Origin of the sequence: Sporosarcina sp. NCCP-2716 (assembly GCF_023707985.1) — a bacterium.
Lineage (GTDB): Bacteria > Bacillota > Bacilli > Bacillales_A > Planococcaceae > Sporosarcina.
Genome location: NZ_BRCF01000003.1, coordinates 179,895 through 205,974, shown reverse-complemented (window position 1 = coordinate 205,974; position 26,080 = coordinate 179,895). Strand labels below are relative to the sequence as shown.

The window sequence follows — 26,080 nt, the reverse complement described above, 5'->3', positions numbered from 1 at the left end:
CACGTTGATCATGCGTCAGGCTGGGCTGACATGGTCTTTCATCACCCAAAAGACAATCAGAGGAGGTACCGCCAATCATTTTCCTATCCGCTGCTGATCAGGAAGAACTCGTCGACATGAAAGAGATCCTCATCTGCATCGAGGAAGCGCTGGAGCAATATTCCGCGCGTCAGACGGACACGCCTATCCGGACCGTGCTGCCGTTCGGTGAAGGGAATTCAAGCATCGTCATGCCGTCTGCCGCGCCACTCCTCGGTGCGATGGGACTGAAATACGTCACCGTTGTGCCGTCGAATGCAGGCCGCGGAAAGAAAGTCATCCAGGGTGTCGTCTGTCTGGCCGATATGGAGACCGGGGAACCGCTCGCTTTGCTGGAAGGTTCCTATTTGACAAAACTGAGGACCGGTGCGCTGTCGGGTGTTGCGACGGATCACCTGGCCAGACGTGACGCGAAGACACTTGGCATCATCGGGACGGGTGAGCAGGCGGACGGACTGTGCGCCGCGGTGTTCGCCGTCCGTGACATCGAAACCGTCTATTTGTTCAACCGGACCGCTGGAAAAGCTGCCCGTTTCGCGGAGAAGATCGCAGCGGAAACCGGCAAGCGCGTCGTCATCTGTACGAATCCCGGCACGGTCGTCAAGGCGTCGGACATCCTTGTGACGGCGACGTCTTCCCTGGAACCGGTGTTCACCGCTCTTCTGAAGCACGGGACGCACGTGAATGCGGTCGGTTCGTTCAGGCCGGACATGCAGGAGCTCCCGTCTTCCGCCATCCGCTCAGCTTCGAAAGTCGTTGTCGAATGTGCCGAAGCGGCGCTTGCGGAGGCAGGGGATCTCTGCATTCCGATACGCGACGGCCATTTTTCGCCAGATGACCTGCACGGCGAACTGGGGTTAATCATCAGCGGACGGCTGTCAGGGCGTGAGTCGGAAGAGGAAATCACCGTCTTCAAGTCGGTCGGCCTGGCCATCGCGGACGTCGTCGTCGCCAAGCATTTATATGACAAAGCGCTGGCTGCCGGCATAGGGACTGCCATCGATCTCACGTAAAATTATTGAACCGCAGCCGTCAACTCGGAAAGGAGAACCGCCTGTGAATAAATCAGACATTATCATCGTCGGCGGAGGGGTCATGGGATCGAGCACAGCCTACTCGCTGCGCAAGCTCGGCTTCAACGGCTCGATCACCGTGTTCGAAAAAGACCCGACGTACGAGTATTCATCGACTGCCAGGAGTGCCGGCGGATTCCGCCAGCTGTACTCGACGGCAGTCAATATCACCTTGAGCCGCTATAGTCTCGGCATCTATAAAACTTTCGCAGAAGATATGGCGCTTGATGGAGAGAAAGCGGAGATCGACTTCAAACAGCCCGGCTATCTGTTCCTTGCGACGGAACGGATGATGCCGGCGTACGAAAAACAGCTCGCTCTGCAGCAATCGCTCGGTGTGCCGTCGGAACTCCTTTCGCAAAGCGAGTTGAAGGGACTCATACCGGAACTCGAAACAGGGGATCTCGCGGGCGGCCTGTTCTGCAAGGAGGACGGCTACCTCGATCCGTATTCGGTCATGCAGGGATACCGCAGGCAGGCGCAGAGGCTCGGTGTCGTGTACGAGACCGCCGAAGTGGTGCAGCTGCTGTCGGAAAGCGGCCGGATGACGGGGGTTCAGCTCGCGGACGGCTCAGTTCACGCAGCACCTGTCGTCGTGAACTGCGCAGGGGCTTGGGGAGCTGCGTTAAGCGAACAGCTCGGTGTTCCGCTGCCGGTCGTCCCGCTGAAACGGCAGATGTATGTCTTCGATACGGCAAAGAAACTTGAGAAGATGTTACCGCTTACAATCGATCCGACCGGCGTGTACTTCCGCCATGAAATGGAGAAAGTGGTCGCCGGTTTCTCGGATGATGTGAAGCCGGGCATCGATTTCAGCTGGAAGCGGTCAGCGTTCGAGGACCTCTGGCCGACCCTCGCACACCGCGTGCCGAACTTCGAACAGCTGAAACTGGAGACCGGCTGGGCAGGTCTGTACGACCACAATACCGCGGACCAGAACGCCATCATCGGCGAACATCCGCTCCGCGGCGGTTACTATGTCGCCATCGGTTTCAGCGGACACGGGATGCAGCAGGCACCGGGCGTCGGGCTCGGACTTGCGGAGCTGATCTATAAAGGGAAATACGAAACGCTCGACTTGTCGCCGCTGCGTGTCAGCCGGTTTGCAGACAATGATTTAGTCCTGGAAGACGCTATCGTGTAACGGAAGTAAGAGCATCACCAAATCAGATCACTGAAGGAGATGAGTGAAATGCATACGGTTATCATGGTGGAATTCGTCCTGTATCTCGTGATCATGCTCGTTGTCGGCTATCTTGTCAGCCGCCGTTCCAAAAGCCACGCCGATTTCCTGCTCGGCGGCAAGCAGCTTCCGGGCTGGGCGCTCGCGTTTTCCGAACGGGCGACCGGGGAATCTGCCTGGCTCCTGCTCGGTTACACCGGCTTTGTCTTTGCGACCGGTCTGTCCGGCGTATGGGTGGCAGTCGGTATCGCATCCGGTATCGTCTTTTCCTGGCTGTTCCTCGCGAAGAAGTTCATGAGTGAGGCCGAAGCTACAGGCGCCCTCACACTTCCCGGTTACTTGGCAGCACGTTTCGGCCGCCACGGCAAACCGATCCTCTGGCTTTCTACCATTCTCATTTTCAGCTTCATGATGTTCTACTTCGGCGCCCAGATTGCAGGAGCCGGGAAGACGCTGTTCGCAGTCTTCAACATTCCGACGCATATCGGTGCGGTGATGAGCGTGCTCGTCGTTGTCATCCTTGCCTACGTCGGCGGGTTCGTGACAGTCGTCTGGACGGATATGATCCAGGCGATCATGATGCTCATCACACTAGTTGTCCTTCCGATTGTGGCACTCGTGCACATTTCAGCGGCCGATCTGTCTATCAGTGCGGCACTGACTGCGGCCGGTCCTTCCATGGATTCATGGACGGGCGGCGCCATCGGATTTGCACTCGGACTGCTGCTGTTCAACAACTTCGCCTGGTTCTTCGGGTTCCTCGGAGGTCAGCCGCAGCTCAGTGCCCGCTTCATGGCACTGCGCAGTAAAAAGGAAGCGAAACAAGGAAGCTTCGTCGCGATCGGCTGGACAGTGCTCGCCTACAGCGGCGCTTTCATGATCGGGATCACAGCACTCACACTCTATCAGGGGCAGGTGTTTGCTGATGTCGAAATGATCCTGCCGTTCATGATCCTCGACCTCATGCCGCCTTGGATTGCCGGCATCCTGCTTGCAGGGATACTGGCTGCGATCATTTCGACGGCGGATTCGCAGCTCCTCGTCATCACGAGTTCGGTCAGTGAAGACATCATCCGGAGAGCGATGGGCCTTAATCTGACAGAAAAGAAACTCGTCATGATCTCCCGTCTCGCGATCGTCGGCGCAGGGATTGTCGGACTCGTGATCGCGCTGACGTCCAAGTCGCTCGTCTTCCTCGTTGTGAGCTGGGCGTGGGCGGGCGTCGGCTGTACGCTGTCGCCGGCTGTGATCCTGACGTTCATCTGGAAGCGGTACTCCGGAATCGGCGTGATCGCGACAATCGTCTCCGGCTTCGTCAGCACGGTCATCTGGATTTCCACACCGCTCGATGCCATCGCAACATCGCGGTTCACGACATTCTTCATCGCCGCGGCATTCGGTATCGTCTTCAGTCTGCTGTTCCCGGATAAACCCGAGAAAGACGCAGATGCGAGTACAGCGACAACCGAAGATCCGCTGCCGAAAACAGACTGACAGGGAGGGATTCCATTGAAAAGATTGCTGAGGTTTTCATTGATAGCCGCCGCTGCTGCTGTCCTATTGGTCGGATGCGGCGGGAAGAGCAAAGACGGAACATCATCAGCTGGCGGCGGGGAGTCCGCCAAAGCCGGTGTTGCAGAACGTGTACAGAAATCGAAAAAGCTGCGCGTCGCCTTCGAAGGCACGTATCCGCCGTTCAACTTCCTGGATGAGAAGGACCAATTCCACGGATTCGACGTCGATATCTCAAATGAGATCGCGAAAAGGCTCGGCGTAGAAGCGGAATTCATCGCAACGAAATGGGATGGCCTGATCGGCGGTCTGAAGGCGGATAAGTTCGACATCATCATCGGCCAGATGACCGTCACCGAAGAGCGCAAGAAAAGCGTTGACTTCACGGATCCCTATGTCGTGACAGGTTCGGTTCTCATCACACGGAAAGAGACCGATGACATCCGCGAGCTCGCAGACATCAAAGGGAAGAAAGTCGGCGTGGGCGGCGGTACGACCTTCGAAGAAGTGGCCAACACCGTCGAAGGGGCGGACGTCAAACTTTACAAGGCCGTGAGCGACTACATCCAGGACCTGACGAACAAACGGCTCGACGTGATCATCAACGACCAGCTGCTGATGAATTACAACATCAAGGAAAATGATCTGCCCATCAAGATCGCCAGCGACATTCTGAACAAAGACAATATTGGCATGGCGGTCAACAAAGGCAATGAAGACTTCGTGAAACAAGTGAATGACGCGCTGGCAGATATGAAGGAAGACGGTACGTACAAGGAAATCTATAAAAAATGGTTCGGTGCGGATCCGCTTGAATTTTAACAAGGGACCTGGGCATCCCGTTCAGAAAGCACTGGGTGCTCCGGGTCACTCACTCTATACCCCGGATGGGAGAGAACGGTATGCGGGCTGTCGTTTTAGGTGCTGGCATGATTGGCACAGCGGTTGTTAAAGAATTGGCTGATTTCGAATGCATCACGTCTGTGACAGCGGTAGATATTAGTCAGGAGATGATAGAACGCTGCCTGGATAAGGCGGGAAATTCAAAAGTGAGCGGAAGAACTGCAGTGTTTTCTACGGCAGAGGACATAAGATCGGTTCTCGAGGGGGCGGATGTGGCAGTAGGATGCCTGCCTCACTCACTCACCGCAACAGCCATGGAAGCTGCCATCGCAGCGCGGTGTCATCTAGTGGATTTGGTCGGGTCGGATTTCAAGGGGAAAGCGGAACTCCACTCCGATGCCGAAGCGGCAGGCGTGACGCTTATTCCCGGCTGCGGGGTCGCTCCTGGACTTACCAACTTCCTGGCCGCCCGGGGGATCGAGCTGCTCGATGAAGCGGAACATGCCGTCATGATCTGCGGCGGACTGCCGGAAAAGCCGCTTCCGCCGCTCTGGTATCAGGTCGTGTTCCGTCTGGAGAGCGTTTTAGGCCTTTATACCAAACCGGCTGTCGCTGTAAGGGACCATGAAATCGTTGAGTTTCCGGCACTCTCGGAACTTGAGACGATAACATTTCCTTCCCCTGTCGGCGCTTGTGAGGCCGTTTTGACGGACTCACACAGCACTGCGTATACATTGAAGGACAAAGTGAAGAACTTGACCGAAAAAACTGTCCGCTATCCGGGACACTGGGCCAAGATGAAGGTCTTAAGTGAGCTCGGCTTCCTGGATGATCTGCCTGTCAGTGTCAACGGGGATACCGTTATACCGCGCCAGCTGGCCGGGGCGATCCTCGAGCCGCAGCTGAAAGGCGGAACAGCCGAGGATATTACCGTCGTCAGAGTCGAAGTGACCGGAATGAAGGACGGACTCAGGCAGACGCATACATGGGAAATGGTCGACCTGTACGACCATCGCCGGAACATCACTTCGATGGCGAAAACGACTGCATTGCCTGCGGCGCTCGCCGCAAAATGGCTTGCGGAGAGAAAGATCGATACAGCCGGCGTCGTGCCGATCGAGACGCTCATCACCGGCGAACGGTTCGATCCGTTTCTCGAAGAGCTGCGAGAGCTCGGCATTGCCATCAATTACACAGCAACTACCGAATGCGACAGCTGAATATAATCCGAATTTCGTTGTGTACAATTTGCTGATCCTGATGGAAAGGGAGTGAGCTCGTGGAATTCACAATGATCATCGACTCTGTTCCTGCACTGCTGAAAGCTTCAGCCATGACGCTCTTTTTAAGCTGCATCTCCGTCATCATCGCGCTTGTGATCGGGTTTTTCACAGCGCTGATACGCATCGGCAGGCTGCCGGTGCTGCATCAGATTGCAAGCGTCTATATTTCCGTCATACGGGGGACACCGCTGCTCGTGCAAATATTCGTCATCTACTACGGACTGCCGCAGATCGGCATCTCCCTCGATCCGATTTCTTCAGGGATCATGGCGCTGAGTCTGAATGCAGGTGCCTACTTGTCCGAATCGTTCCGGGCATCCATCCTCGCGGTCGACAAAGGGCAGACGGAAGCAGCGATCTCGATGGGGATGACGTACGGGCAGGCGATGCGCCGGATCATCCTGCCGCAAAGCTTGCGGATCGCAATCCCGACACTGTCCAACTCATTCATCGTATTGATAAAAGACACTTCACTCGTCTCGGTGATCACCGTCACGGAATTGCTGCAGATGTCCAGCCTGATCATCGCTAAGACGTTCGAGCCGCTGACCATCTATCTGATTGCCGCAGCCATCTATTGGATCCTTATCACTTGTTTCACCCAGCTGCTGGACCGTTTCGAGCGGCATTCGTCCAAACACCTGGCCCAGTAGCACCTACTTCAAAACTTAGGAAGGCGGTGTTTCCCAATGAAAATCGTTGAAGTCAAAAATGTAAGGAAGCAGTTCGGCAGCAGCCCGGTATTGTGCGGCATCGATCTCGACGTGGAAAAAAGCGAAGTGGTCGTCATCATGGGGCCGAGCGGTTCTGGGAAATCGACATTCCTCCGCTGCCTGACGAACCTCGAGACCCCTGACGAAGGGGACATCCGGATCGGGCCGCACGTCATCCGCATAAATGGCAGGGTGACGCGTGAGCAGAAAAAGGAAATACGGGAAATGCGGAAGAAAACCGGTTTCGTCTTTCAATCATTCAACCTCTTTCCGCATAAGACGGCGCTGGAGAACGTGATGGAAGGTCCGCTGACGATCAGGAACCTTCCGGCTGCCGAGGCACGGGAAGCAGCCGGATCCCTGCTGGAGAAAGTCGGGCTCGGTGATCGCAAAGACCATTATCCTGCGCAGTTGTCGGGCGGACAGCAGCAGCGCGTGGCGATCGCGAGAGCATTATCGCTGGATCCTACTGTCATGCTTTACGACGAACCGACCTCTGCCCTTGACCCTGAACTTGTCCGCGAAGTCCTCCAGGTGATCAAAGAGCTTGCACTCGAAGGGATGACGATGATTATCGTCACCCATGAAATGGGCTTCGCGAAGGATGTGGCAGACCGGGTGATCTTCATGGATGGCGGAGTGATCGTCGAGCAGGGGAAACCTGAACAGGTCTTCGATCATCCCCAGCATGAGAGAACGAAGCGGTTCCTGTCATCCACGAAGTGAGTTACTGAGTGTCTGGAACTGGAAGTATGGAAGGAGGGGGCCATTTGCAGAAACTGCTGGACGCCTATGAGTTTGTGAAATTCATCAAAAACGGCGATACGGTGCTCGTCGGAGGATTCGGTATGTCCGGAACGCCGCTGACACTGATCGATGGGCTGGCGGCTTCGTCCCTGACCGGGTTGACGGTCGTCAGCAATAACTTAGGAGAGCCCGGGAAAGGTCTCGGCATCCTGCTGGAAGGCAAGAAACTGAAAAAAGCGGTCGGTTCGTATTTCACGACGAACCGCGACGCCGTCAAGGCATGGGCCGACGGGGAACTGGAGATCGAGCTGGTGCCTCAGGGGACGCTCGCGGAAGCTGTCCGCTGCGGCGGTGCGGGCATCGGTGGATTTTATACGAAGACTGCGGCCGGCACGAAACTCGCTGATGGGAAAGAGGAACGGGAGATCGACGGGGAGCGGTACTTGTTCGAAAAAGCGATCAAAGCCGACGTCTCGCTTATCAAAGCCCACAAAGCGGACCGGCTCGGCAATCTCGTCTACGATCATACCGGGCGCAACTTCAATCCTGTCATGGCAACCGCCGGCAAAGTCGTCATCGCCGAGGTGGATGAAATCGTCGGGACAGGGGAGCTTGCTCCGGCACACATCGTCACGCCGCACGTCTACGTCGATTATGTCGTCCTGAGCCGCTACGTGAAAAAGGCAGGTGTGTTCGTTGAACGAGAATAGACGCATCACGATCGCAAAACGGATCGTCCAGGAGCTCGAAAGCGGACAGACCGTCAATCTCGGCGTAGGGATCCCGACCCTCATCCCGGATTACCTGGATGATAAACAACTCGTGCTGCAGTCGGAAAACGGGCTGCTCGGCATGGGTCCGACCCCGCCGCCCGGACAGGTGAACATGGACCTGATCAGCGCAAGCAAGGATCCGATCACGATGGAGACCGGCGCTTCGCTGTTCGACAGCTCGGCTTCGTTCGCGATGATCCGCGGCGGTCACATCGATGTGGCGGTGCTCGGTGCGCTGCAGGTCGACCGGACAGGCGAGATTGCGAACTGGGCAGTGCCTGGTGCGACGATCCTCGGTGTCGGAGGCGCGATGGATCTCGTCGCCGGAGCCAACAAAATCATCGTCGCGACGCTGCATTCATCGAAACACGGAGAACCGAAACTGGTGGAGGAACTGACCTATCCGACGAGCGGCATCCGGAAAGCGGATCTAGTCGTGACGGAGCATGCAGTATTCCGGTTTGAAGAAGGCTCGATGTACCTCGTCGAACAATTATCCGATCTTCCTCTCGATGAATTGCAGGAGATCACCGGAGCGCCGTTCCAGGTCGGATTGAGAGAACCGGACAAACAAGAGGAGGCTGCGGAGTGAAACAGATCACTGTCGTCGGCTCAGGTGTCATGGGGAAGGGGATTGCGTATGCATGCGCCGTGGCCGGATACCGGGTCGTCTTGAATGATGTGCATGAAGCGGTGTTGCAGAATGCACGCGGAGCTATAGAGCTGCTGCTTGACAAAAGCGTCCAGGGCGGGTTCCTGGATGCCGATTCCTATGAAACTGCAAAACGTAATTTGACGCATGAAGCTGATTTGAGCGATGCGGCTTCCGGAGCCGACCTCGTCATCGAAGCGGTGCTCGAGGATATCGAGCTGAAAATCGGCGTCTTCCGCCAGCTCGACCGTATTTGCAGACCGGAGACAATCCTCGCGACGAATACGTCCACGATGAGTCCGACAGAAATCGGCGCACAGACGTCCCGGCCGGATAAAATTTTGGCCATGCACTTTTTCAACCCTGTCCATAAGATGAAGCTGGTCGAGATTGTCCGTGGATTGGAAACATCAGACGAAACAGTAGCCGCCGTGAAGGATATTGCCAAGTCACTCGGGAAACAGCCGATCGAGGTGAATGAATTCCCGGGCTTTGTGACGTCACGCATGAACTGCCTCATCGGCAACGAGGCGATGAACCTGCTGATGGAAGGGGTCGCGTCTGCCGAAGACATCGACCGGGCGATGAAGCTCGGACTCAACCATCCGATGGGTCCCTTGGAGCTCGCGGATTTGGTCGGTCTCGACACAAGGCTTCGCAATATGGAGTATTTGCACAAGACGCTCGGCGAGAAATACCGGCCGTGTCCGCTGCTCATGAAGTACGTAAAAGCAGGACGGCTCGGCAGGAAGAGCGGAAGAGGGTTCTATGATTACTCGTAAGGGAGGGACCGTCATTTCGGATTTCAAAAATATTACCGCCGTGAACGGACAGGGCGTGATGCGGATCACATTGAACCGGCCGGAAAAACGGAACGCGCTCGATGCTGATATGCTCCGGGAAATCGGCGAAGCGGTACAACTGGCTGAACAGGACGGCGAAGTGCGTGTCATCATCTTCCGTGGAGCGGGCGGCCGTTCATTCGCTTCCGGCGCCGACATCCGGCAGCTGCACGACCGGGAGGCGCTTGCGGCGCTTGCGCCCGGCATGCAGGGGCTGTATTCCCTGATTGAAAACTCCTCAAAAGTGACGGTGGCCGCGGTGGAAGGCTATGCGCTCGGCGGCGGCTGCGAATTGGCACTCGCCTGCGACATCCGCGCGGCGACGGAACAGGCGGTGTTCGGCCTGCCTGAACTGAATTTAGGGATCATCCCGGGGGCAGGCGGCACGCAGCGTCTTTCGAGGATCATCGGAAAAGGGCAGGCGCTTGATATGATTTTGACGGGCAGGCTCATCAATGGCAAAGAAGCGGAGCGGATCGGCCTCGTCACATATTTGACGGATGAAGATGGACTCGATGAAACACTTGGTCAGATTTCCTCCGCCGTCCTGAAAAAGGGCCCGGTCGCCGTGCAGCTGGCGAAAGCCGCCGTGCACAAAGGATTCGACATCGACAGCGGGACCGCCCAATGGATCGAAAAACTGTCCCAGGCAGTCGCTTTCGGGACGGACGATAAAAAAGAAGGCACGCTTGCTTTCATCGAAAAGCGGGCAGCGGAATTCAACAATCGGTAAAAGGAGACGTGGTCATGGACTTCAATTTTACAGATGATATCCAATTCCTTCGGGAGAGTGTACGGAAATTCGTGCGGGAACAAGTCGAACCTTCTGCTATGGACATCGAGGAGGACGACCGGATCCCCGACAGGATCGTCAGCCTGTCGAAAGATATGGGGCTGTTCGGGCTCGGCATCCCCGAGCAATATGGCGGTCTCGGTCTCGACATGGTCGGCAAATGTGCGATCTACGAAGAACTCGGAAAGACCCATAACGGCTATACGACGCTGATCGGTGCCCATACAGGCATCGGCTCGGTCGGCATCGTCGACCTCGGCACCGAGGAACAGAAGGAGAAATATTTGCCGAAGATGGCGACAGGAGAATGGATCGGGGCGTTTGCGCTGACCGAGCCGAGTGCGGGCTCGAATGCTGCGAATTTGAAGACGACAGCGGTCAGGCACGGCGACCGCTACGTGCTGAACGGTTCGAAGCATTATATAACGAACGCGGTCGATGCCCATGTATTCACCGTCATGGCGGTGACGGACCGGGAAAAAGGCGCGCGCGGCATTACGTCATTCATCGTCGAAAAGGATACGCCGGGCTTCACGGTCGGGGCCGTCGAACGGAAGATGGGCTTGAGAGGATCGCATTCCGCTGAACTTTTCTTCGACAATATGGAAGTCCCGACGGAAAACGTCCTCGGCGAAGAGGGGAATGGTTACGTCAATGCCCTGAAGATCCTCGCGAACGGACGGGCGGGGCTCGCGGCACGCAATCTAGGGTCATGTGTACGGCTGCTCGAGCACTCGCTCGACTACGCGCACGAACGAGAGCAGTTCGGCCAGAAAATCGTCGACATGCAGGCGGTCCAGCATATGCTCGCGGACATCAGCATGCAGATCGAAGTGCTGCGCTCGCTGACCTACCGTGTCGCCTGGATGTCCGATCAGAAGATGCGTGTCGTGAAGGAAGCGGCGATCGCGAAACTGTACGCATCAGAAGTGTATAACAGCGTCGCCGATCTCGCCCTCCAGATTCACGGCGGCATCGGCTACATGAAGGACTATCCGATCGAACGCTACTACCGCGACGCCCGGATCACCAAGATTTACGAAGGCACATCCGAAATCCAGCGTAATATCATTGCTGGCGAACTGAAACGCGACTATGCGCAGAAGGGGCTGTAAGGAGTGCGGAACAGTTATATCGTTGGGGCTGTACGGACTGCGGTCGGCCGGATGGGCGGTTCGCTGAAAAATGTCCCCGTCGACCATCTGGCGGAAAAAGTGATCCGGGAAGTGATGGTGCGTACTAATCCGGAAATCTCTGTGGATGAAGTCATTCTCGGACAGGCGAAACAGAGCGCGGATACATCGAACCTCGCCCGGCTCGCGTCATTGCGTGCCGGTCTGCCGGTGACCGTGCCCGGTTACACGGTCCACCGCCAATGCGGCTCCGGACTGCAGGCCGTCAACAACGCAGACCAGCAGATCCGGCTCGGGCTGTCGGATGTCATCATCGCGGGAGGCGCCGAAAGCATGAGCACGGCACCGTATTACATCCGCGATGCGCGGTACGGCTTCGGTGCAGGGAACGGCCTGCTGCTCGACCCGAACACGGAAAGCCAGCCTCGCTCACAGCCGTCAGAAGTATACGGAGAGCTGACGATGGGAATGACAGCGGAAAACTTGGCGGAGAAGTATGGTATTACACGAGGCGAACAGGACGAGTTCGCGCTCAGGAGCCAGCGTCTCGCGGAGCAGGCGATCCGGGAAGGGAAATTCGCGGACGAAATCGTGCCGTACGAAGTGAAGGGCCGTAAATCGAGCTCGGTCTTCGATTCGGATGAACACCCGCGGACGACGACACTCGAACAGCTCGCGGGACTCAGGACTGTTTTCAAAACTGACGGGACCGTCACAGCAGGAAACGCGAGCGGCCGGAACGACGGGGCCGCTGCGGTCCTCATGATGTCGGGAGACAAACTGCACGAATACGGCATCCTTCCGAAAGCACGGATCGTTTCGCAGGCGGTGAGCGGCGTCTCCCCGGAAGTGATGGGCATCGGACCAGTCACATCTACCGAGAAAGCACTGAAATTAGCCGGACTGACCATGAAAGATATCGGGCTCATCGAACTGAACGAAGCATTCGCCGCCCAGGCGCTCGCCGTCATCTGGGGGACCGGGATGGATATCGACCGAGTGAACGTCAACGGCGGAGCGATCGCTCTCGGTCATCCGATCGGTGCGACGGGGGCGGTCCTCATGACGAAACTGCTGGCGGAGCTGAAACGGCGCAATGAGCAGTTCGGACTCGTCACGCTGTGCATCGGCGGCGGCCAGGGAATCACGACGATCGTCGAGAATCTGCAATGACAGGTTCATTTAATAAACCTGAAAGGGGCTGCTCTGTGAAGCCGCATATCATACAGATCCTGCCGATGTACCACCCCGACGGCGAACGGACGCTGGCTGAACTTGCCACTGTGAAGCGCTTTGACCAATTCGATGAACCGGCGATCGTCGACTACTTGAAACAGTACCACGTCGACGGAATCATCCTGCGGGCACCGGCGCGGATCACGCGTCAGTTGCTGGATCACTGCCGGACGGTGTCAGCCATATCGGGCGCAGGCATCGGGCTCGACAATATCGATGTCGGGTATGCTACGGAAAAAGGGATCAAAGTGCTCCATGCCCCGAAGCTGAACAGTACTGCGACCGCCGAGCATGCTGCAGCGCTCCTGCTTGCCGCCATGAAAAACATTGCCGCGTTCGACATGGAGATGAAGCGGGGGAACTTTTTATCCCGCGACGGGAATTTTACGCGGGAACTGCAGTACAAGACGCTCGGCCTCATCGGCTTCGGATCGATCGCGCAGAAACTGGCGACTATGGCATCCGCCGGTTTCGGGATGAACGTCCTCGCATACGTCCGGTCGATTTCGGACGAACGGCAGGCGCGCGCAGACTCGCTCGGCGTCGAGCTGACGTTGTCGATGGAGGAAGTGTTCCGCAGGAGTGATGCCGTAAGTCTTCATATCCCGCTCACAGAAGCGACCGAGGGAATTATCGGGAAGGAATTGTTTACACTCATGAAACCGGAAGCCGTGCTCGTGAACACGTCGCGCGGCGGCGTCATCCGGGAAAGCGAACTGACGGACGCGCTGAACCTCGGTAAGCTGAGACATGCTGCGGTGGACGTGTATGCGGATGAACCGCCAGCAGCCGATCACCCGTTTTTCTCAGCTGCGAATATGACGCTGACCCCTCACGTCGGCGGAATCAGCCTGGAAGCGGCGAGGGAGACGTCCGTGACGATCGCCGAAAACCTCGTGAAAGCGATACGCGGAGAACTGCTGGACGTCATCGCGAATGCCCGGCAGCTCGCGGCCGGTAAAACAAGGGGGATTTGATGAAAACATTCAATATTGCAGTCATCCCAGGCGACGGCATCGGCCCCGAAGTCGTAGCGGAAGGGGTGAAAGTGCTGAAGGCAATCGAACGGATGGATCCGGGACTGTCGTTTTCATTCACTGAATTTCCGTGGGGCTGTGAATACTATTTGGAGCATGGCAGGATGATGGCGGAAGACGGTATTGAGCAGTTAAAGGCATTCGACGCCATCTACCTCGGCGCGGTCGGCTACCCAGGAGTGCCGGATCACATTTCGCTCTGGGACTTGCTGCTGACGATCCGCAAAGAGTTCGACCAATACGTGAATCTGCGGCCTGTCACTCTGCTCGATCCTGAACTGACACCGCTGAAGTGGAAGAGCCGGGAGGACATCGACTTCCTCGTCATCCGCGAAAATAGCGAAGGGGAGTACGCTGGGGCGGGCGACCGGCTGTTCAAAGGTAAGCCAGAAGAAGTCGTTCTCCAGACCGGCGTGTTCTCCCGCAAAGGGACGGAGCGGATCATCCGGTACGCGTACGAGGAAGCACGCCGGTCGAAGCGGACGCTGACGAGCGTAAGCAAAGCAAACGCGCTGAATTACTCGATGGTGTTCTGGGATGAAGTCTTCGAAGAAGTCGGCAAGGAATACCCCGATGTCCGGACGTATTCCTATTTGGTCGATGCCGCGAGCCTGTACTTCGTCACGGAGCCGGAGCGGTTTGAGATCGTCGTCACGTCCAATCTGTTCGGGGACATCCTGACCGATATCGGGGCCGCCATCGCAGGCGGCATGGGACTCGCAGCAGGTGCCAACATCAATCCGGAGCGCGAGTATCCGTCAATGTTCGAACCGGTTCACGGCTCTGCGCCGGACATCGCCGGAAAAGGGATCGCCAATCCGCTCGCAGCCATCTGGTCCGTCAGCCAGATGCTAGACTTTTTCGATGAACCCGAATGGGGTGGAACCGTGCTGCGGACGATCGAGACGATCTTGCAGGAGCGGGGCAGCGTGACAGCAGATCTCGGCGGCACCGCGACGACCGGTGAAACAGGAGATCGCTTCGTCGAGCTGCTGCAGTCGAATGCGGTGCAGGCAGACGGCGGCTAACCGATCAATTACGGCGTCTAACCGATCAATTCATGCAGATAACCGCTCGATACCAGGGTTTAACCGCTCAATTCGGCTGGCTAACCGTTCGATTGTTGTGTGTAACCGCTCATTTCCTGCAGCTATGCGCTCCATTCCAGTAGGGAAAGGTCTCCGGCGCTCAAGCAGCCACGCGTAACGCTCAAGCCCGCGCCCAAACTCTCAAGCAGCCACACGAAACGCTCAAGCCTACGCCCAAACGCTCAAGCAGCCACACAAAATGCTCAAGCCCGCGCCCAAACGCTCAAGCAGCCACACGAAATGCTCAAGCCCGCGCCCAAACGCTCAAGCAGCCACGCGTAACGCTCAAGCCCGCGCCCAAACGCTCAAGCAGCCACACAAAACGCTCAAGCCCATGCCAACGAGCCAGATCTTCTCATTTGATTCCCACCCAAAACTATAGTAAATTGACGTTAGGTTACCAAAAGTAAGTTCGTTTCAACTTTACCGAAACGGGCGATGAGGAGTGGTTTCATTGACGTCAACATCCAAAACATTCAACGGCATCCCGCTGTCCGTGCTCGACCTCGCACCGATCAACGAAGGTGGCAGCCCGACAGAAACATTTCAAAATAGCGTGGAGCTCGCCCAGCATACCGAAAAGCTCGGGTACAACCGCTACTGGCTCGCGGAGCACCACAACATGCCGGGCGTCGGCAGTTCCGCGACATCCGTGCTGATCGGCCATATCGCTGGCAAGACGGAACGCATGAGGATCGGCTCCGGCGGCGTCATGCTGCCGAACCACGCGCCGCTCGTCATTGCAGAGCAATTCGGCACGCTCGACGCCCTCTATCCGGGCCGGATCGATCTCGGCCTCGGCCGGGCGCCGGGCAGCGATCAGGCGACAGCATACGCGCTGCGCCGTACGCTGCAGAGCACCGGCGAAGATTTCCCGCAGCAAGTGGAGGAACTCCGCTCGTATTTTGATCCGCAGCCGAATGCGCGTGTCCGGGCATTCCCGGGGGAGGGACAGGACATTCCGATCTGGCTGCTCGGTTCGTCAGGCTTCAGTGCCCAGCTCGCAGCTCAGCTCGGACTGCCGTTTTCATTTGCGAGCCATTTCGCGCCGGCATACGTCATGCAGGCGATGCAGCTGTACCATCAGAACTTCAAGCCGTCGAAACACTTGCAGGCTCCGTACGCTATGCTCGGTGTCAGCATCATCGCCGCCGAAACGGACGAAAAAGCGCTGTACTTGGCGACGTCGCTCCAGCAGCAGTTCCTGAGCCTAGGTATCGGCAGACCTACGCAGTTCAAACCGCCATTGAAAGACCCGAAATCGTTCTGGACCCCGTCCGAACAGGCGTCTGCAGCGGCCATGCTCGAGTCGCCGGCAACAATCGTCGGCAGTAAGGAAACCGTCAAACGGGACCTGGAAGCCTTCCTGAACCAAACCAAAGCGAACGAGTTCATCCTCAGCTCGCCGGTATTCTTCCAGGAAGACCGCCTGCGCTCGTTTGAAATCATCGCAGAATTGATGGACTAAAACATCTGTAACCATAAAGCGAACCCGCTGTTTCTCCCGTAAGAAGGGGAACAGCGGGTTTTTAATTTAATGGATACATTTATCACCCGGCCTTAAATAACTGCTGTTTAAGTGAGTTGATAGAAGGATATACTAAACTTATTCACTTCTGCAGTTTAAAAGGAGAAGAAAAATGGTTAGAGACGGTCGTGAAAATACAGGTCAATCTATTCACTCAAGCCGAAATCTATGGTCAGGCTTCTTGTTCGGCCTTGGCATTGCTGCATTTGTAGATGAGACTGTGTTCCATCAATTACTTCGCTGGCATCATTTTTACGACAAATCGACGACCGAGGTCGGACTTATCTCAGATGGTCTTTTTCACGCTTTCAGTTGGTTTGCTACAATTGGAGGACTGTTCATGTTCGCCGATCTTCGGCGACGTAATGCATTGCGGATCACGAGATGGTGGGGAGGGGTGTTGGTCGGTACCGGAGGATTTCAATTATATGATGGTACAATCCAGCATAAACTGATGCGGATCCACCAGATTCGGTATGTAGAGAATGTCATCATCTATGACCTGATCTGGAACATACTAGCTGTTTTACTGATAATCATCGGCCTCAGCCTTATTTTTAAGACAAGAAACAGACAACAACCGGATAAGGATGACTCACATGAACGGCAATAACCATGTTCTGCATACCGATGGGACTCACCTAGTTGGAACAATGCCCCAGCTGCTCTTGGCCCTTCCGTTTGTGTTGGCCTTATTTGTGTATCTCATTGCGGCAGTGGTTTCCAGCAGACGACACAAAGCATGGCCGTTGTATCGTACTGTCTGCTGGATTTTCGGAATTCTTTTCGCAATTATCGCAGTTGCAGGTCCGGTGGCTGAGCGTGCACATGCAGACTTCGCAGCTCACATGCTCGGTCATTTATTTCTGGGGATGCTTGCGCCATTGCTTATGGCACTGGCTGCGCCGATGACTCTTTTATTGAGAACTTTGAGTGTTCCTCGTGCGAGAGGGGTCTCAAAGCTTCTAAGGAGCCGGCCATCACAATTGCTGACCAATCCGGCAGTTGCGTCCTTTCTTAACATAGGAGGGCTTTGGTTATTATACACTACCGATCTATACGCGCTTATGAACAAGAGTGTCCTTGTGCATCTGCTCGTGCATTTTCATGTCTTTTTAGCTGGCTATTTATTTACAGTGTCAATGATCTATATTGATCCGAATCCTCACCGAACCCCTTTTCTATACCGAGCCATCGTGTTTGTTATCGCCTTAGCCGGACATGGAATTCTGTCAAAATACATTTACGCGAACCCGCCTGATGGAGTGCCTGCAGAACAAGGCCGACTTGGAGGCATGCTCATGTATTATGGCGGAGATGTCATCGACATTGTTATTATCTTCATACTTTGTTTACAATGGTTTAGAGCAACCCGGCCTCGAACAAGGCCAGTTATAAGTCAGTAGTGAGATGATTAAAGCAGAACATGATCATTCATCCGGCGGAGGGGAACTTGGAAGGCCGTCTGTCGTCATACTAGTCAGTAAAAAAAAGCGAGGAAGGAGATCATGGTTTCATTTCCAAAAAAACATCCAGTCTGGACAGCTGTCATCTGCTATTTGCTCGTTTGTGCGGGGCTGGCAGCTTTCGCGGTCTATTGGCTGTTCTTCGATCTGCAGCGCGTGCCGACGGAGGAGAGGATTCTTGAAAGCAAGTCGCCGGATGATCGATATACACTGACGGTCTACAGAAATAACGGCGGGGCCACTGTACCGTTCATGCTGTCGGGCGAGTTGACGGACTCCGAAAAGCCGAATAGGAGCAAGATCATCTACTGGGCAAAAGGGGAGTCTGCCGAAACGGAATGGCTAGCACCGGATACTGTCCGCATAAATGCCGTAGAATTGCGCGTCCCTAAGGAGACATACGACTATCGCAATCCGTAAACAGAATTAAAAACGGAAGCGCCTGTCCCTCTAAATGAGGCACAGGCGCTTCTTTCATTTCTTATAATAGGCGTTGTACACAGCTGACGAAAGCTCGGCCACATAGCCGCTGCCGTTGTTGTCCTCGACGTGTTCGATCATCATCGCGAGGAGGAAGTCCGGATGATCGGTCCTGTAACTGACGAAGTAGCCGTTTTCCTGGCCGCTTTCCTCCCCGGATTTTTTGAGTTCCGCCGTGCCGGTCTTGCCGGCGATCGGGATATCCGGCAAATTCGCTTTCTGGGCGAATCCATCCAATACGACATTGCGCAAGTCCGTCTTCAAAATGTCCACGTGTTCCTTGCTGAGCAGATCCTGTTTCCACACCTGCTGCGTCTTCTCCTCTTCGAACAGTGTCGGCTTGTACATGATCCCGTTCGTCACGATCGGTTCATACATTGCTGCGAGATGCAGAATGTTCGTGAGCATCTGCCCCTGGCCGAACGACGTATCTGCGAGCTGGCCTGCGGAAGCAAGTTTGCCGTCGTTCGAAATCTGTGAAGGGGACAGATTCAGCGCAAACGGAATCTCTTCACCGAATCCGAAGCTTTCCAAGCCGGTGATGAACTTCTCCTTCCCAAGTGCGAGCGCCTGCTGAGCGAAATAGATGTTATCCGAATAGATGAGCGCTTTGTTCAGATCGATCGGATTCGGGGCTTCCGGGTGGACACGGGTCACACGGTAGGCGCCCCAAGAACTGTCTTTCTGCCAGGTCTTTCCGTTGATCGGCAGCCCTTTGGCCGGATCGAGCGTGCCCGCTTCCAGACCGATCGCTGCGGTGATCGGCTTGATGGATGAACCTGGTGCATACGAAGCCGCGAACCGGTTGAACAGCGGCTGCTTCGGATCCTCCGACAGCTGTTTGTAGCGGTCCCCGCTTATGCCGAGCATGAATTCCGCCGGGTCGAAGCTCGGCGAACTGACGAGGGCGAGTGTTTCTCCGGTCATCGGATCGACTGCAGCCGCCGCTCCCGGTTCGCCGCGCATCGCGTCGAATGCCTGCTTCTGCAGTTCGGCATCGATCGTCAGCGTGATGTTCTCACCGTCGACTGCGTCCCTGACGACCACTTTCTGCAGGGTGGCGCCCGCTTCCGGACCTTTCAGATAGATGCCTGCGCCATTTTCACCGCGCAGCCGTTCCTCGAGCATCTTTTCGAGCCCCTGCCGGCCGATCAGATCGGATTCCGTATAGCCGGCGTCCTTATGCTTTTCCAGGAGCTCCGCCGTTATCGGCCCGATATAGCCTGCGAGATGGGCGAGAGCGGCGCCATACGGGTATTCCCTCATGCTCGTCTCCTGATAGGTCAGTCCCGGTATCTCGATGAGCTTGGTGAGCAGGGTTTCATTCGTCTTCGCCACGTTCGCGATCGGCACGAAATAATCGGGCTGCACCCACGCCTGGTTCAATTGTTTGTCGATGTATTCGGTGCTGACGTTCAGCAACTTTGCGACATCTGCTTTCCGCGCGGCATCCGTGAACTTACCAGGTACGATCCCGGCTTCGAAGCCCGTCCCGTTCATTGCGATCGGGTGGCCGTGACGGTCGAAGATCTTTCCGCGCACCGCTTTCGTCGTCTGCACCTGAACCGTATCTGTCGCGGTCATTCCCGGTAGGATGAACGAAGGATCCCAGTCGGCGAACCAATGCTTCTCCTCCTGCTGTTCCTCGTACACCATCGTCAGTTCCTTATCGAACTTGACAGGGCCGGCTGTAGTCTCCATCGCTACATGGATGGTGAAGACGGCGGGTTTATCTTCATCCCACTCCGTGTCTTCCTTCGGTTTGTCGGCAGTCACCTTCAGATCACTGATCGCCAGGTCCTTGATCAGTTTTTCCTGGCGCTCAGCGAATTCATCTTCGGCGAACACGTTTTTCGTTTCGCTGCTTATATAGTCCTTATACATAGCCGAGAACTTCTGGTCATTCCACAGGCCTACATACGCCTGCAGCCGCTCATCCGGCGTCTCTTTCTTCGAGCATCCTGACAGCAGCAAAAGAACCGCGGCTGCCATCAGCAGTAATTTGAATTTATTCATGAAAATCCCTCCAGTCCGAAATCCTGATTCCCCTGCATACACCAATTGTACTAGACGGGAGCCGAGAAAGGAATCGTCAGAGGCAATCTACTGGAAACCGGTAGGCATCTTTTTTGTACTCTAAACGGCCGAACCGGTACGATGGAGGTGAAATGGATTACGACTACAAGCGAAGCGGAAGGGGAATGGATGATGAAGCATGATTTCGATACGGTCATTGACCGCATGAAGAGCTCGAGTGTGAAATGGGACGGCGCCGAGGGGCTGTTCGGCGCGAAAGACCTGCTGCCGCTCTGGGTGGCGGACATGGATTTCAAAGTGCCAGAGGCTGTTGCGGAAGCGGTCGCGAAAAAAGCGGGACATGGGATTTTCGGCTATACGACGCGCGATGACAGCTACTACGAATCCATCATTCGGTGGATGAAGACCCGCCACAACTGGACGGTCGAGCGCGAATGGATCTGCCACAGTCCTGGCGTTGTAACGGCGTTGAGCCTAGCTGTCCAGGCATATACGGAACCGGGGGACAAAGTGATCGTCCAGCCGCCGGTCTACTATCCGTTCATGTCGACGACGGAGAACAACGGCAGGGAAGTCGTGTTCAACCCGCTGAAAGAATCAGACGGGCGCTACTCGATGGACTTCGACGACCTGAAGTCGAAACTCGATAAATCCGTGAAACTGCTCATGCTGTGCAACCCGCAAAACCCGGGCGGCACGGTCTGGAAGAAACAAGAGCTCGAGACGCTCGGCGATATCTGCCTGGAGCACGGCATCGTTGTCATTTCAGATGAAATTCATTCTGATCTCGTTTTCGAACAGGGCAGCCACGTGCCATTCGCTTCGATTTCCGACCGGTTCGCAGCGAACAGCATCACGTGCACTGCGCCAAGCAAGACATTCAACTTGGCGGGACTGCAGACTTCGAACATCATCATCCCGGACGCGGGTCTGCGGGAGAAGTTCGAAGCGGAAACGAACCGCAATGCGATCGGAATGCCGAACTCGTTCGGCCCTGTGGCGACCGAAGCCGCCTATACGGAAGGGGAGGAATGGCTCGCGGACGTGCTCGACTACGTCCAGGGCAACCTGCAGTTCATCACGAAGTACTTTGCCGAGCATGTGCCAGCTTTAAAGGTACTGCCGCTCGATGCGACGTACCTCGCCTGGATCGACTGCCGCGAGCTTGCCATGACACCCGAAGAACTCGAAACATTCTTCCTGTCGGAGGCGCACGTCGCCCTCAACCAGGGGAAAGTGTTCGGTCCGGGCGGCGAAGGGTTCGTCCGCATGAACCTCGCCTGCTCGCGTTCCATCGTCGAAAAAGCAGCGGAACAAATCCGCAGCGCCGTCAATTCCCGATAAAAGAAGGTGCCTGTGCAGCAAACATTCGTGAATGTTTAAACATTCATGATTGTTTCACGCACAGGCACCTTTTAATTTCATTTCACGTCGATTTTCCGTCCCCGCCATTCGACTGTTTTCAGTACGCGTACGCGGAACAGCGAATAGAGGAAGACGGCTGCGAAAAAGATATACAGGACGGGATAGAACAGGATGAAAAACCAATGGAAGCTGCCGACACGGCGCGCGAACAGGCCGGTCTGCAAGGCGTAGGCCGCGTACAACACTGCACTGACGGCGATCTGGACGGGTTCTCCTGCGATGAGCGAGGAAACGAGCCCGGCACCGCTGATGAACGCGCCGGCAATCCAGGCGATGACCAGTGCCATGACTGCCGGATGCGTCGACTGTGAGCCGAGTGCAAAACTTTTGCACCAGCCGTCGACCATGCTTTTGAACCCTTCCGGATACATGCGGAACGAGATGGTGCCCTTACCGCCGATGCAGCGGACGGGAAGGCCGCCTTCGAGGAACGCTTCGCCGAGTGCGAGATCGTCCATGATCGCTCCGTCGATGGCTTCGTGGCCGCCGATCCGAAAATAGTCCTCCCGGCTGCAGAGGATGCACGGACCGAACGAACCAGCCGTACGGAACCGGTCTTTCCAGATGGTGAACAGGTTCATGCCGGCGACGACGATGATATTGAAGACGGCTGACAGGTTCTCATACGGCCGATAAACCGTATGGAACGGCTGGACGGAAAGGATTCCGGAAGCACCGAAATCCTTATATTGCAGCAGCAGATCTTCGAGACCCGTCTCCCGTTCGAACAGGGTATCGGCGTCGAGGAACAGCAGCCAGTCACCTTCCGCCGCCTGCGCACCGCGCCAGCAGGCCGCAGATTTCCCGGCACCTGAGTGATCCGCCTGGTTGCGGATCACTTTGGCGCCAAAACCAGAAACAACTTCTGCTGTCCTGTCCGTTGAATCATCATCAATGACAAGCAGGTCGAACGATCGGTGCGTCTGCTGCTGCAGGGATTCGAGCAGCGGGCGGATCCGCTGTTCTTCGTTGCGGGCAGGGACGATGAGCGTCACTTTTGGCAGAACGGCGCCGCTTGCGGCTCTCGTCTGCGGAACCGGCAGCCGCCAGAACATGAGGAATCCCGCGCCGAGTGCAATCACGGTAAGTATCCAGTTCACAATGTCGATGACAGCCATCCCGCCGCCTCCTTCCTATCAGTCATATCCGAACAGGATCCCCTGATCATCCGAGATCAATTCCTGGGCGCAGATCTTCGCCGACAGCAGGACGATAGGAACACCGGCGCCGGGATGGGTGCTGCTGCCGTTGAAATACAAGTTCTCACACGTCGGCGATTTGCTCTGCGGCCGCATATGGCTGCTTTGGAACAGCGTCGGCAGCAGGCCGAACGCCGCACCATTGTAGGCATTGAAAGACGACTCGAAGTCGAGAGGCGTGAAATGCTTCTCCACGACGATCTCCTGCTCGATGTTCTCGAATCCGCGCATCGTCTTCAATGTGTTCAGCAGATACGAACGGTATCCGGCGATCGTCTCGTCATTCCATTCATACTGTGCGGCAGCACTATTCGAGACGGGCATCATGATGTACAGTCCGTCCTTGCCATCCGGTGCAAGCGAGGGATCGAGTTTCGAGGCGATGTAGACATAGAAGGAAGCTCTCTCGAGTTCATTCCCCTCGAATATGTCCGTCATGTTCGTCTCAAGATCGGCATCGAATATGAAGTTATGGATATGATCGATTTCGTCGTACTTCCGGTCCATGCCGAGGTACATGACGAAACACGAGCACGAATACTCCATCTGCTCGATCTTGGCGTCCGTGTACTTTCCTTTCGCCTGAGGATCGGTCACGAGCTGTTTCATGGCATACGGGAAGTCAGCGTTGCAGACGACAAAGTCAGCAGATACGGTCTCCGGGCCGACACGCACGCCGGCTGCCCGACCATCTTCGATCACGATTTCATCGATCGGCGTCCCCGTATGCAGAGTGCCGCCAAGTTCCTTGAACAGCCGTTCCATCGCGAGCGTCATCGAGTACATGCCGCCTTTCAGGAACCAGACACCGTACAGGAACTGGATCGCCGGGATCATCGTATAGAACGACGGGCTCTGCAGCGGCGAGATGCCGATGTAGAGCGTCTGGAAGCTGATGATCTGCTGGATGCGCTCGTCGGAAATATATTTGCCGATGAACTGATGGGCGCTCCCGCCGGCTTTCATTGACAGCCCTTTTTTCAGCATCGCCAGGTTGTAGAAGTCCCGGCTCCTCCGGAAAGGCCGCTGGATGATGCTGTCCCAGGCGACCTGGAAGCCTTTGTACATATCACTGAGGTAGCGCAGGAACCCGGCGGCGTCTTCCGGACTGAGCGATTCGAGCGTGCGTGTCCAGCTGACGAGGTCGCCTGACACCGGGATCGGTTCATCGGACTGCCGCGGAAAGTACACCTGGTACATCGGATCGAGCTTCTCCATCGGGATGTACGCTTCGGGATCCCTTCCGCACGAACGGAAGACGTCGCGGTACACATCGGGCAGCATGACGAGCGAAGGCCCGAGATCGAAGCGGTAGCCGTCAAGTTCAATCCTGTTCATCTTCCCGCCGGGAGTCGCTTCTTTCTCGAAGATCCCTACCTCATAACCAGCGTGCTGCAGCCGGATGGCGGAAGCGAGCCCTGCTGCACCTGCGCCGATGACCGCAACTTTTTTCTTTACAGATGGGGAAGTGTACTGTGTCATCTCCCGCTGTCCCGTGCGACGATCTTGTCGCGCACCTGCTGCCCGGACAGCGTCACCATCGGCATCCCGCCGCCCGGATTGACCGTGCCGCCGGCGAAGTACAGATTATCGTACAGTTCGCTCTGTTTCGGGTGCTTGAACCCTTTGTTCATCTTCTTATCGGACACTGTCCCGTAGATCGCGCCACGGTCCGTCCAGTACGTCTGGCGGATATCTTCCGGCGTCCAGATGTCCGACGTGACGATGTTCTTCCGGAGATCAGTCAGACCCATCCTTTCGAGTTTCGTGAAGACGCGCTCTGAGAACTGTTCGTAGTCGCTGCGCGTGAACGGCTCGTCCTGGATGAACGGGATATGCGGGAGCACTTTGATGTTTTCATGGCCTTCCGGCGCCTGTGACGGGTCGGTCTTATTCGTGTTGACGAGATAGATGACCGGATCGTCAGGCAGTTTGCGTTCGTGGAAGATCTTCTTCATCTGCTTCTTCTGGTCTTTTGCAAAGAAGAAATTGTGGTGGGCCAGCTGCGGGTACAGCTTCTTGACGCCGAGGTGCATGATCATCCCTGAGCTCGCCGGTTCGTATTTTTTCTTCAGCTTGTCCACGTATTTTTCGTCTTCCTGCAGCAGATGTTCATAGAGCGGGATCACTTCCATGTTGGCGACATAGTAATCCGCCGTCAGTTTTGTCCGGTCTTCAAGGATGGCTCCCGTAATCTTGCCGTCCTGCCTGTCGAGCCGGATGACCGCCTGGCCGGTATGGATCTTGACACCGATTTCCTTGGCGAGCCGGACGAGACCTTCTGCGAGCCGGTTCATGCCGCCAGGGACGTACCAGGCGCCTTCGTGCTGCTGCATGTAGATCATCATATTGAGCAGGGCAGGCGCATCGTACGGTGAAGAACCGACATACTTGCTGTAATACGACAGCATGTCTGCGAATTGCGGATTGCTGATCCGTTTCTCGACCGCTTCGTGCACCGTAGAGAACAGATCGAAGTTCTTGAACGTACTGAGCACTCCGTGGAATTCTCCGACTTCGCGTGTCGTGTCGAGGCCTTCTTTGAAATAACCTTTGTCGATCGTTTCGTAGAGATTCTTCGAGTAGTCGAGCAGTTTCCTGTACTGGCGGATATCTTTCTTTGACAGATAGGGGTTCCGCGTCTCCATGTCGCGCAGGTTTTCATACAGATCGATGACCGTGCCGCTCGGGAAGAACGACCGCCACTGGTGATTCAGCCGCATGGTCGGGACATAATCGCTCATCCGTCTGCCGCTCCCTGAAAACAGCCGTTCAAAGACGCGCGGCATCGTGAGGATGGATGGTCCGAGATCGAACCCGAAACCATTCTGTTCGAGACGGTTCAGCTTCCCGCCGATATGGCTGTTCTTTTCGTAGAGGGAGACATCATAGCCGCTCTGGGCTAACGAAATGGCTGCCGACAGCCCCCCGAGCCCGCCGCCGATCACCAAGACACGTTTCTGTTTTTCCATAAGGCACATCACCTTTCCATTCGAGC

General features: G+C 56.0%; 24 protein-coding genes. 20 read left to right on the top strand and 4 right to left on the bottom strand.

Features of this window, described 5'->3' with window-relative positions; genetic code table 11:
* The first annotated feature begins 74 nt into the window (after positions 1–74).
* The 19 genes from NFU03_RS06750 to NFU03_RS06660 all read left to right on the top strand — a co-directional run bounded on the left by NFU03_RS06750 (position 75) and on the right by NFU03_RS06660 (position 18,361).
* Positions 75–1,052, top strand: a complete 978-nt coding sequence (locus NFU03_RS06750; RefSeq protein WP_251637470.1) for an ornithine cyclodeaminase family protein — start codon at positions 75–77, stop codon at positions 1,050–1,052.
* A 43-nt stretch (positions 1,053–1,095) separates the two neighbouring features.
* Positions 1,096–2,256, top strand: coding sequence for an NAD(P)/FAD-dependent oxidoreductase (locus NFU03_RS06745; protein ID WP_285835426.1), 1,161 nt, complete (start codon positions 1,096–1,098; stop codon positions 2,254–2,256).
* A gap of 48 nt (positions 2,257–2,304) precedes the next feature.
* On the top strand, positions 2,305–3,789 hold the full coding sequence (locus tag NFU03_RS06740; RefSeq protein ID WP_251637254.1) for a sodium/proline symporter: 1,485 nt from the start codon (positions 2,305–2,307) through the stop codon (positions 3,787–3,789).
* A 15-nt stretch (positions 3,790–3,804) separates the two neighbouring features.
* On the top strand, positions 3,805–4,629 hold the full coding sequence (locus NFU03_RS06735) for a transporter substrate-binding domain-containing protein (RefSeq protein ID WP_251637252.1): 825 nt from the start codon (positions 3,805–3,807) through the stop codon (positions 4,627–4,629).
* A gap of 65 nt (positions 4,630–4,694) precedes the next feature.
* Entirely contained in the window at positions 4,695–5,870 is a 1,176-nt protein-coding gene (locus tag NFU03_RS06730) for a saccharopine dehydrogenase family protein (protein ID WP_309296260.1), read from the top strand.
* Between the two features lie 59 nt (positions 5,871–5,929).
* On the top strand, positions 5,930–6,586 hold the full coding sequence (locus tag NFU03_RS06725; RefSeq protein ID WP_251637248.1) for an amino acid ABC transporter permease: 657 nt from the start codon (positions 5,930–5,932) through the stop codon (positions 6,584–6,586).
* A 36-nt stretch (positions 6,587–6,622) separates the two neighbouring features.
* A complete protein-coding gene (locus NFU03_RS06720) occupies positions 6,623–7,372 on the top strand; it encodes an amino acid ABC transporter ATP-binding protein (protein ID WP_285835425.1) in 750 nt (249 codons plus the stop codon).
* Between the two features lie 44 nt (positions 7,373–7,416).
* Positions 7,417–8,103 (top strand): CoA transferase subunit A, encoded by a 687-nt coding sequence (locus tag NFU03_RS06715; protein WP_251637246.1) that lies wholly within the window; start codon positions 7,417–7,419, stop codon positions 8,101–8,103.
* On the top strand, positions 8,090–8,758 hold the full coding sequence (locus tag NFU03_RS06710; protein WP_251637245.1) for a 3-oxoacid CoA-transferase subunit B: 669 nt from the start codon (positions 8,090–8,092) through the stop codon (positions 8,756–8,758). The genes NFU03_RS06715 and NFU03_RS06710 overlap by 14 nt, the downstream gene beginning before the upstream one ends.
* Positions 8,755–9,600: a 3-hydroxyacyl-CoA dehydrogenase gene (locus NFU03_RS06705; RefSeq protein WP_251637243.1), complete on the top strand. Its 846-nt coding sequence runs from the start codon at positions 8,755–8,757 to the stop codon at positions 9,598–9,600. The genes NFU03_RS06710 and NFU03_RS06705 overlap by 4 nt, the downstream gene beginning before the upstream one ends.
* Positions 9,587–10,393, top strand: a complete 807-nt coding sequence (locus NFU03_RS06700) for an enoyl-CoA hydratase/isomerase family protein (protein WP_309296258.1) — start codon at positions 9,587–9,589, stop codon at positions 10,391–10,393. Before NFU03_RS06705 ends, NFU03_RS06700 begins: the two co-directional genes overlap by 14 nt.
* Before the next feature lie 14 nt (positions 10,394–10,407).
* Positions 10,408–11,568, top strand: a complete 1,161-nt coding sequence (locus tag NFU03_RS06695; RefSeq protein WP_251637241.1) for an acyl-CoA dehydrogenase family protein — start codon at positions 10,408–10,410, stop codon at positions 11,566–11,568.
* Between the two features lie 3 nt (positions 11,569–11,571).
* Positions 11,572–12,759: a thiolase family protein gene (locus NFU03_RS06690; protein ID WP_251637239.1), complete on the top strand. Its 1,188-nt coding sequence runs from the start codon at positions 11,572–11,574 to the stop codon at positions 12,757–12,759.
* Between the two features lie 35 nt (positions 12,760–12,794).
* Positions 12,795–13,799, top strand: coding sequence for an NAD(P)-dependent oxidoreductase (locus NFU03_RS06685; RefSeq protein ID WP_251637237.1), 1,005 nt, complete (start codon positions 12,795–12,797; stop codon positions 13,797–13,799).
* Positions 13,799–14,887 (top strand): tartrate dehydrogenase, encoded by a 1,089-nt coding sequence (locus NFU03_RS06680; RefSeq protein WP_251637235.1) that lies wholly within the window; start codon positions 13,799–13,801, stop codon positions 14,885–14,887. Before NFU03_RS06685 ends, NFU03_RS06680 begins: the two co-directional genes overlap by 1 nt.
* A gap of 514 nt (positions 14,888–15,401) precedes the next feature.
* On the top strand, positions 15,402–16,415 hold the full coding sequence (locus NFU03_RS06675) for an LLM class flavin-dependent oxidoreductase (RefSeq protein WP_251637233.1): 1,014 nt from the start codon (positions 15,402–15,404) through the stop codon (positions 16,413–16,415).
* A 172-nt stretch (positions 16,416–16,587) separates the two neighbouring features.
* The gene (locus NFU03_RS06670; protein WP_251637231.1) at positions 16,588–17,088 is read left to right on the top strand and encodes a DUF2243 domain-containing protein; all 501 of its coding nucleotides are present in this window, start codon (positions 16,588–16,590) and stop codon (positions 17,086–17,088) included.
* Positions 17,075–17,881: a cytochrome c oxidase assembly protein gene (locus NFU03_RS06665; protein WP_251637229.1), complete on the top strand. Its 807-nt coding sequence runs from the start codon at positions 17,075–17,077 to the stop codon at positions 17,879–17,881. The genes NFU03_RS06670 and NFU03_RS06665 overlap by 14 nt, the downstream gene beginning before the upstream one ends.
* A 102-nt stretch (positions 17,882–17,983) precedes the next feature.
* On the top strand, positions 17,984–18,361 hold the full coding sequence (locus NFU03_RS06660) for a DUF5412 family protein (RefSeq protein ID WP_251637227.1): 378 nt from the start codon (positions 17,984–17,986) through the stop codon (positions 18,359–18,361).
* A 54-nt stretch (positions 18,362–18,415) separates the two neighbouring features.
* On the opposite strand, the gene NFU03_RS06655 is transcribed toward NFU03_RS06660, so the two are convergent.
* Positions 18,416–20,437: a penicillin-binding transpeptidase domain-containing protein gene (locus NFU03_RS06655; protein WP_251637225.1), complete on the bottom strand. Its 2,022-nt coding sequence runs from the start codon at positions 20,435–20,437 to the stop codon at positions 18,416–18,418.
* A 192-nt stretch (positions 20,438–20,629) separates the two neighbouring features.
* Here NFU03_RS06655 and NFU03_RS06650 point away from each other — a divergent pair, with 192 nt between their 5' ends.
* A complete protein-coding gene (locus NFU03_RS06650) occupies positions 20,630–21,802 on the top strand; it encodes a MalY/PatB family protein (protein WP_251637223.1) in 1,173 nt (390 codons plus the stop codon).
* Positions 21,803–21,879: 77 nt separating this feature from the next.
* On the opposite strand, the gene NFU03_RS06645 is transcribed toward NFU03_RS06650, so the two are convergent.
* From NFU03_RS06645 to NFU03_RS06635, 3 genes are read right to left on the bottom strand one after another with little or no spacing between them, the layout of a single operon-like run.
* Positions 21,880–23,001: a glycosyltransferase family 2 protein gene (locus tag NFU03_RS06645; RefSeq protein WP_251637221.1), complete on the bottom strand. Its 1,122-nt coding sequence runs from the start codon at positions 22,999–23,001 to the stop codon at positions 21,880–21,882.
* Positions 23,002–23,019: 18 nt separating this feature from the next.
* Positions 23,020–24,564, bottom strand: coding sequence for a phytoene desaturase family protein (locus NFU03_RS06640; RefSeq protein ID WP_285835424.1), 1,545 nt, complete (start codon positions 24,562–24,564; stop codon positions 23,020–23,022).
* A complete protein-coding gene (locus NFU03_RS06635) occupies positions 24,561–26,054 on the bottom strand; it encodes a phytoene desaturase family protein (protein WP_251637219.1) in 1,494 nt (497 codons plus the stop codon). Before NFU03_RS06635 ends, NFU03_RS06640 begins: the two co-directional genes overlap by 4 nt.
* Positions 26,055–26,080: the final 26 nt, after the last annotated feature.